Annotated in this window: 5 protein-coding genes and 1 pseudogene; 3 read left to right on the forward strand and 3 right to left on the reverse strand. The window is 58.3% G+C overall.

The features are described 5' to 3' along the window. Window positions 1–363: 363 nt before the first annotated feature. On the reverse strand, window positions 364–1,314 hold the full coding sequence (locus tag HJW02_RS12640) for an AraC family transcriptional regulator (protein WP_102722939.1): 951 nt from the start codon (window positions 1,312–1,314) through the stop codon (window positions 364–366). A 170-nt stretch (window positions 1,315–1,484) separates the two neighbouring features. On the opposite strand from HJW02_RS12640, the gene HJW02_RS12645 reads away from it, so the two are divergent. The 3 genes from HJW02_RS12645 to HJW02_RS12655 all read left to right on the forward strand — a co-directional run bounded on the left by HJW02_RS12645 (window position 1,485) and on the right by HJW02_RS12655 (window position 4,926). Beyond that, on the forward strand, window positions 1,485–2,549 hold the full coding sequence (locus tag HJW02_RS12645) for an alpha/beta hydrolase (protein ID WP_022397216.1): 1,065 nt from the start codon (window positions 1,485–1,487) through the stop codon (window positions 2,547–2,549). Between the two features lie 278 nt (window positions 2,550–2,827). Further along, the gene (locus HJW02_RS12650) at window positions 2,828–3,388 is read left to right on the forward strand and encodes a sugar O-acetyltransferase (protein ID WP_102722940.1); all 561 of its coding nucleotides are present in this window, start codon (window positions 2,828–2,830) and stop codon (window positions 3,386–3,388) included. A 710-nt stretch (window positions 3,389–4,098) separates the two neighbouring features. Then, a complete protein-coding gene (locus HJW02_RS12655; RefSeq protein ID WP_102722943.1) occupies window positions 4,099–4,926 on the forward strand; it encodes an aldo/keto reductase in 828 nt (275 codons plus the stop codon). 451 nt (window positions 4,927–5,377) lie between these two features. On the opposite strand, the gene HJW02_RS12660 is transcribed toward HJW02_RS12655, so the two are convergent. Further along, window positions 5,378–7,795 (reverse strand): tetratricopeptide repeat protein, encoded by a 2,418-nt coding sequence (locus tag HJW02_RS12660; protein ID WP_102722942.1) that lies wholly within the window; start codon window positions 7,793–7,795, stop codon window positions 5,378–5,380. A 50-nt stretch (window positions 7,796–7,845) separates the two neighbouring features. After that, window positions 7,846–8,210: pseudogene (locus HJW02_RS12665) on the reverse strand (hypothetical protein); the annotation flags it as partial.

Below are 8,210 nucleotides of genomic sequence, written 5' to 3' on the forward strand. Positions count from 1 at the left end.
AAGTCCCCTGGCTTATATGGCCTGGTCGCACTCTCACGAGTGCGTGGATTGAAACTTTTCATCACTTCCGCGTCGCCGGAATTGGTGATGTCGCACTCTCACGAGTGCGTGGATTGAAACGGTTCCGGCGGCCCTATCCGTGAAAGCATCTTTAGTCGCACTCTCACGAGTGCGTTAATTGAAAGTCCACATGTCTGCGCGGGGCGCAAGCCGCTCATGCACTGCTTCTTGAAAGAGGAGCAGATCAAAGCTTTATTTTCCGCAACCGTATCGTTTGGTGTTTGGTCTGTTCCCCTGTTATTTTAAGAAAGGACGGTAAGAATCCGTAGTGGAACGGGATGACGGCTCTCTTCCGTTTACCTCTCAGATTGGCATGGTTTGCAGCCTTTTAATGTCCGTCCGCGGCGGGTTGCCGAACATGCGCTTGTATTCCCGGTTGAATTGGGTAGGGCTTTCGTACCCAACGCGGAAGGAGGCGTTTCCTGCGTCCATGTTTTCCACAAGCATCAGGCGGCGGGCCTCATTGAGGCGGATGCGTTTCTGGAATTGAAGCGGGCTGATGGCCGTGAGGGTACGGAAGTGCTGGTGGAAGCTGGACGGGCTCATGCCGGCGCGGCTTGCCAGTTCCCCGATGCTCAACGGCTGGTCGAAGTGCTTTTTTATCCAGTCAATGGCTTTTGCTATCTGGCTGCTATGGCTTTCAGCCACGACGATCTGCCTCAGGCGCCCTCCCTGTTCGTCCATCAGGAGACGGTAATAGATTTCCTGCCGCACCAGTGGAAGGAAGACGGGGATGTCCGCGGGAGTTTCCAGCAGTTCCATCAGGCGTTCCACTGCATTGAGCAGGGCGGGAGTCATTTTGCTGACGCCGATGCCCCGGTCTGTGGGGCATTCCGGACGCGTGGCCACGCTGTCGTGAAGCATCAGTTGGGAGATTTCCTGTAAATCCAGTTCCAGCGTCAATCCCAGGTAAGGTTTTTCCGGGCTGGCCTCCATGATTTTAGAGACGAGGGGAAGCTCCACGGAGGAAACAACAAAACTTTGCGCATCATATAGGTAGGCTTCGTCCCCCAGCAGGATCTGCTTGGTTCCTTGTGCGATCAGGCAAAGATGGGGGGAAAACATATAGCTGTGCGGTTCCGTGGGGGATTCCCAGCGGTGGAGCTCCAGCCCGGGAATGGCCGTGCTCACCTGGTGTTTCCCATCCGTCCAGCCTGCAATCATTCCGGCAAGGCGCAGCGGTTTCCGTTGACGGCAAGCAGGAGTTGGCAGGGAGGCGGACGTTTCCCCCTGTTCCTTTTCTTTTTCCTTCATGAAGGCTTCATGTTATTCAAGGCAGGGTGCGGGAGCAACTTCATTTTGTTTCATTTTGCAGGATCAGGCAATAATGCAGGAGGACCGGGCTACCTGTTTTTTCCTCTGCCTGTTAATATTGGCAGGGTCCGGTGGGAACGCCGGAACAATAAAACAGGAAGGAACAACCAATGAATACGAAATTTATCATCACCCGTAACGCCGGAATTCTGGCGGCAACCGCGCTGGGCGCTTTTGCCGTGTCCGGCAGCATGGCTTCTCCGGCGGACAAGCCCTCGGACGCGGACAATTTTTACAAGAGCGGCCGGGTCTCCCAGCAGGAGGTTAAGTTCAATAACCAGTATCGCATGAAGGTGGCCGGGAACCTGTTCCTGCCCAAGGACATGGATAAGGAGGCCAGGTGCCCCGCCATTATCGTGGGCCATCCCATGGGAGCGGTGAAGGAGCAGAGCGCGAACCTGTACGCCGCGAAGATGGCGGAACGGGGATTTGTGACGCTGGCCCTGGATTTACCGTTCTGGGGCGGGAGCGACGGAGAACCCAGGAATTCCGTTTCTCCGGATATGTATGCGGAGGCGTTCAGCGCGGCCGCGGATTATTTGGGCACGCGGCCTTTTGTGGACCGAGACCGCATCGGCGTGATCGGGATATGCGGCAGCGGCAGTTTTGCCATCAGCGCCGCCAAGATTGATCCCCGCCTGAAGGCCATTGCGACCGTCAGCATGTACGACATGGGGGCTGCCAGCCGGAACGGTCTCCGGAATTCGCAGACACCCGGTCAGAGAAAGAAGATTCTGGCGGAAGCGGCGGAGCAGCGGTATGTGGAGTTTTCCGGCGGACCCGTCAAGTATACCGGCGGGACCGTGCATGAACTTCGCGAAGATTCCAGTCCCATTGAGCGGGAGTTTTTTGAGTTCTACCGCACTCCCCGCGGCGAGTTTACTCCGGAGGGACAGTCGCCGGAGCTTACCACGCATCCGACGCTTGCCAGCAACGTGAAGTTCATGAATTTCTATCCGTTTTCCGATATTGAGACGATTTCTCCCCGCGCCCTGCTTTTCATCACCGGGGAGGAAGCTCATTCCAGGGAGTTCAGCGAAGACGCCTACAAGCGCGCCGCCGAGCCGAAGGAGCTTTACCGGGTGCCCAGGGCCGGGCATGTGGACCTGTACGACCGGGTGAATATGATCCCTTTTGACAAATTGACGGATTTTTTCAGTAAAAACCTGAAGTGAGGCCTGGTGCTGCCCGGGAGTATCCCATGGAAGCTTTTTCCCGGTAATGTTCCCGGAGCACACGATTAGAGAACGGAAGGAAAGGTTTTATTGGGACCGTGTGAACGGGAGAGCCTCTTTTATTGCATCATTGGCAGAAGGCCATGGCGTACAAGAAGAGTAAGTGGATGGATTTTATTCAGGGTTCTCCGCTTTCCCGTTGCCGGGGCGCCCGGTAGTTCCATGGGCGCGGAATGGTCCATGGATATTGTCACTTGAAGAATTGAAAAGAAAAACAGATGGATATATTGGAAAGAATGCGCCGGGGAGAGTTGATACGGCTGGACGATCCCGAGTACCCGGTCATAGAAGAGTTGATCACGAGGGCCTTCCGCATCACCGGAGAGTTGAATGCGGGCTACCATGATGCCGCAGAGACGCGGGCTGTCATGAGCGAATTGACGGGGGAGTTGATCGATGAAACGACTTGGATCGTGCCGCCTTTTTATACCGATTTCGGCCGTTTTACACGATTCGGCAGGAACGCATTCATGAATTGCGGCTGCACGTTCATGGACCGTGGCGGAATCACGATTGGTGACGGCGTGCTGATCGGTCCGGGAGTGAAGCTGATTACGGAGAATCACGCGGAGGAACCGGAATTGCGCCGTCATGTTTATGGGCGCCCCATCGTGATAGGACGGAAGGCGTGGATAGGGGCCGGGGCTACCGTTTTGCCCGGCGTGACGGTGGGGGAAAATGCCATCGTGGCCGCCGGGGCCGTCGTCACCGGGGATGTTCCGGCCAACGCGATTGTAGGCGGCGTTCCGGCCCGGGTTATCAGGAATATCAGGCAATGACGATTCAGGGCGAGCAACGGAAAGGAGCCGCAGATCCCGGGAAATAACGGCGTTGAAATGCCCGTGGAGGGATTAAGGCGTTGACGGATGCCGGCGCCGCGATAAGAAATGGCGTGGACTCCGGTTGATTGATTTTACCTTTGCAGGGCTGAACGGAGAGGGGGCGGCTGCGGTTGTCCGCAGAGGCGGATTTTCCCGGAAGGTACTGTCGCCACACGGAAGGAGGACGGTTATGGCCTGGGCTATCGGCACCGGCAATTTTCAGCCTGAATGGTTCGGAGTACCTCTCCCGCCGTGCGGCTGCCGTTCCTGTGAAGAGCCGGGAGAAATTCTTTTCCGGAAGGAGCGGAGGGATAAAGTTCACGGGAAAGAGGGGAAGTGCCGGAGGGGCGGCCTCCTGCCGAAGAGGGACGGAGAAGATTTTTTCAGGCAGGAGGCGGGGTGCCCCCGCAGCACGTATGACAGGACGGTTGCGCGGGTTTTTTGATGCCGGCATGCCCGGATGGGAGGTTGTTTTAAAATGCGTTCACCAGTAGCATGTTGAGTAATGTTTTAATGAGGGGTGTTTTGCGCCGCGCCGGGAGAAGGGGAGAAGAAGTTGGATGAGGCGGCCATGGGAAACGTCCTGATTCTTGAGCTTTTTTTCTCGCATGCTGTCAAAGGTTTATACAGCATGGAATTGTACGATCAGGTAGAAAGAATAGTTGATGATGGAACATTCAGTAATTTTTCCGGACCATCGGAAGGTTTGCGCCCTAGGGCAGGGAACCTGGAAGATGGGAAAATCCGCCTTGAGGGAAGCCGAAGAAGTAGAGGCGCTGCGTGCGGGCATTGAGCTTGGCATGAGCGTGGTTGACACGGCGGAGATGTATGGCAACGAGGAGTTGGTGGGAACGGCGATCCGCGGATTGCGCGACCGTGTTTTCCTGGTTACCAAGGTTCTGCCCGGCAACGCCAGCAGGACCGGAACCAAGGCCGCCTGCGAACGGAGCCTGAACAAGCTGCGGACGGATTACGTGGATTTGTTCCTGCTTCACTGGAGCGGTCCCCATCCCATTGAAGATACGGTTGCCTCCATGATTGAGCTGCAGCAGGAGGGTAAGATAAAGGCCTGGGGCGTCAGCAATATGGATGTTCCGGAAATGGAGCGTTTTTATGCCGTCCCGGGGGGAGTCTCCTGCGCCGCCAACCAGATTCTTTATAATCTGGCCCATCGCGGCGTGGAGTACGACCTGCTGCCGTGGTGCCGGGAGCGCCACATTCCCGTGATGGCCTATTCGCCTGCGGATGAAGGGCGGCTGTCCCGCAATCCGGTTCTGATGGAGATTGCGCAGAAGCATGAGGCCACCCCGGTGCAGATCGCGCTGGCCTGGATTCTGCGCCGCCCCGGAATGATTGCTATCCCCAAGGCCGGTTCCGTCATACATGTTCAGGAGAATTACCGGAGCTTGTCCATTAAGCTGACTGCGGAGGATGTGGATTTGCTGGACGAGGCTTTTCCGCCTCCGGGCAGGAAGGTGCATCTGGATTCCTGGTGAGCCATGGTGCGGGCCGGCCCGCGGGCGAAACGGGGCGCACGGATTTTTCCCGCATCATCAGGAGCGCCGCAAGCCCTTGCGTCAACTGGGGCGGAAGGACGCCAGCGAACGGTTTTTAATACACGCGTGCCCTGTGGATATGATGGGGCATTGGCTTTTTTTGTTCATGGAGACCGGGGAATCGCCTGTGCGTCTCCGGAAGGGGCCCTTCCGGAGATTTTTTCTACTTGAAATGGAAAAAGGAAGCAGGGAAAGGCGGCAAATCTCCGTGCCACATAGTGGAAAAGGGAGGAAAACACTCATGAACGGTGCATCAGAGGTGCTGCCATTTTCTGGTTCCAGCCTCTTCCGGTTGCGAAGAGGGTTTTAACGCAGCCGTAAAAAAGGCCGCCCTTCCGGAAATACGGTGTTCCGGGAAGGGCGGCCCATGGTGAGGGCGGGATAAAAAGCGTTACAGCGGCTGCGCGTCCGTCCTGGGTATCCAGACAGGCGTGTTCTGGAAGGTGCTGGCGTAGTACCAGGAGCCGCGTTCCGCGCGCAGGATGAGCGGGGTGGATTCCGGCAGGGTGATGACCGCCGGGCTGTTCATGTCCGCCGCGTGCCTGCCGGGCGTTTTCTGGGTGACGACCAGCAGCCGGTCCGCCGGGATGGATTCCGGGGTTTCCGGGTACATGATGTAGTTCATGATGGCCGCCACGGTGACCAGTCCGCTGAGGGTGGCCAGGATGGTCAGCAGCGCCCCGTGCCTGCGGGTGACGGTCAGGAGCGCCAGGAAGGTGAGCATGACGGCGCCGGACAGGATGGAGATGGGGCCGAGCGCATCATGGCTGATGTAAGTGAGCCACTGGTTTTCCGTGGTGTTGGCGGGGAGGATGGCCCCCTCCTTGCGTTCGACGAATTGCAGGTTGTATCTGGCTTCCGTGAAGTACGGGGAGAGTTCCAGCGCGCGGCGGTAGTTGAGGGCGGCCAGACCGGGCTTGTTCATGCGGTAGTAGGAGTTGCCGATGCCGAAGCTGGCATAGGCGCGTTCCGACTTGGAGAGGTCCGTATCGTTGCTTTCCCTGCTGAAGTAGTCAATGGCCTTGGCGTATTCTCCCTGTTCATAGGCCTGCACGCCCAGGTTGTCCGTTTCCGCGGCGTTTCCGGCTGCTCCGGCCACGGACAGGGTCAGGACGGCGGCCATGATGAGCACGGGAAGCTTGGCGATGGCTTTTTTAATGGCCTGGAGCATGTGCTGGCGTTCCGCGTGCGGCAGTTCGTCTGAAGAGCCGGAGGGCTTGAACGCCCTGTCATCCCGGAGCTGAAGGATGGTTTTCATTTCTTCATTCTGCTTGGAAGGAGGAATGTAGGATTCAATGAAGTTGCCGGCGGCTCGCAGGAATTCCGTGGAGCTGGCCTGGCGCGGCGTGGAGGAGAGCCTCCGGAAGGAACGCATGCGTTCCCGGGCCGTGAAGCTTTCCTTCTGGACTCTCCGGATGTAGCGGATCAGGGCCATGCCCAGCAGGACGACGGCGGGGATGTAGGCCAGGAAGTACCATCCCCAGTGGGCCGGAGCGGTGAGGGCGTTCATGACGGCGGCGGGCATGATCCCGTAAATGTCCGTCATTTCCGCTACCGGAATGGTGCCTGCCGGAGGCGGCGTGGCGGGAGCGGCTCCGCCGGCCGCCGTTCCGGTGATGGCGGAGGCTTTCCATTCCAGGGGAATGGGGGAGGTGGTTACGGTTTTGTACTGTTGCGTGCTGGGGTCAAAGAAGGTGAGTTCAAAGGGCGGGATGGCGTCCGTCTGGGCAATCGGGCGCATCATTTGCTGGAATTCCACGGTTCCCTGGATGGAGCGCGTGTTCTGGCCCGGGTCCAGCTTGTTGGGCGGGTAAAGCTTCCAGTTGGAAGCGTCCGTGAGGGCCGGGCAGGCAATGCTGTGGATGTTGCCCGTGCCCGTCACCTTGATTTTAACGGTGATGGGTTCATTGGCGCTGAGGTCCCGGGCATCCGTGCTGGCGGAGATGCGGAAGTCCCCCACAGCGTTGGTGAAAGAGGCGGGCGCTCCCTCCGGGAGTTCCTGGGCCGTGATTTTCACTTCCGGAATGGACATTTCCACCAGCACCTCCGAGCGGATGAAGTTGGCGATGAGGGGGTCCGCTTCCGGCAGGGCGGCGCGTGCCGTGACAGTGCCCGCCGCCGTGACTTCCCCGGCGCGCAGCGGGAACAGAGTGCTCTGGAAGGTCATGACGTTCCAGTTGACGCCTTTATAGAGCACGGAGCCGCGGGGCTGGCCGCGGAGCAATTCCACCAGCGTGGGTTCAAAGCGCCATGTAGCCAGGTTGGAGGTGGTGATGGTGGGCGCCGTGTATTCCAGAATGTATTCCGGAGCATAAATTTTCAGTTCGCAGCGGTCCGGCTGGTGGACATAGGGCTTCTGGTTGTCCACATGCCACAGCATGCCGTACGGAACCGTAGTGCCGTTCAGGTTCAGCGTGTTCCACTTGATGGCGCTGTACGGGTAGACGGTCAGCGTCTGGGGAAGCGTGGTATAGGAGCGGCCGTTGTTGGCTTGCAGGGTCAGGGACGGGATTTCCACGGTGCCCACTTCGTCCGGAGTTACTTCAATGGCCATCAGGAAGGCGGACTGGTTGGGGGACCCCGGCCAGCGGATATAGTTGCCCTGGCTGACCCAGCGCAGGCTGGCGCCCTTCACCCTGGGAAGCGGGTCCTGGCGGGCGATGCTGCCGTCCGTCAGGATGATGAACAGGCGGGTTTGTTCTCCCGGCACAACGGCGTCGGACAGCCAGGTGGTGACCACCTGCTGAGCCATGAGCGTGACGGTCATGCAGAAGAAGAGCGAAAGAATGGCGAGCAGTTTTTTCATCATGTTGCGGGATATGTTTGAAGGGTTGGCATCGTGGATGCGGGCGGAACGGGTTAATAATCCTTGTCCGGAGGAATTTCCGGCGAACGCTGGGGAACGGGGCAGCCGGGTTCAATGTCCCTGCGTTCCATCAGGATGGCTCTTGCCTCCCGGCGTTCCTTTTCCTCCTTGCTTTCCTTTTGCGTGGCTACCGGTACGGGCTTGTCCTCTTCCGGCTGCGGCTTGGGCTGCGGTTTTTCCATGCCGGGCGTTTCAGGCAGCTTGTCTTTTTCCGGGGAGGAGGGGAGCTGGGCGTTTTTCATTTCATTTTCGTCCCTCTTGTTTTCCTTGCCCGCGGCGTTATCCTTGTCTTGGTCCTTGTCTTGGTCCTTGTTCTGGTCCTTGTTCTGGTCCTTGTTCTGGTCCTTGTTCTGGTCCT

The organism is Akkermansia sp. GGCC_0220 (assembly GCF_017566105.1).
GTDB classification, from domain to species: domain Bacteria; phylum Verrucomicrobiota; class Verrucomicrobiia; order Verrucomicrobiales; family Akkermansiaceae; genus Akkermansia; species Akkermansia massiliensis.

Bases quoted from the DNA above. Each gene is read 5' to 3' on its own strand.
- HJW02_RS12640 (WP_102722939.1), bottom strand. From the start codon at position 1,314: ATGAAGGAAAAAGAAAAGGAACAGGGGGAAACGTCCGCCTCCCTGCCA.
- HJW02_RS12645 (WP_022397216.1), top strand. From the start codon at position 1,485: ATGAATACGAAATTTATCATCACCCGTAACGCCGGAATTCTGGCGGCA.
- HJW02_RS12650 (WP_102722940.1), top strand. From the start codon at position 2,828: ATGGATATATTGGAAAGAATGCGCCGGGGAGAGTTGATACGGCTGGAC.
- HJW02_RS12655 (WP_102722943.1), top strand. From the start codon at position 4,099: ATGGAACATTCAGTAATTTTTCCGGACCATCGGAAGGTTTGCGCCCTA.
- HJW02_RS12660 (WP_102722942.1), bottom strand. From the start codon at position 7,795: ATGATGAAAAAACTGCTCGCCATTCTTTCGCTCTTCTTCTGCATGACC.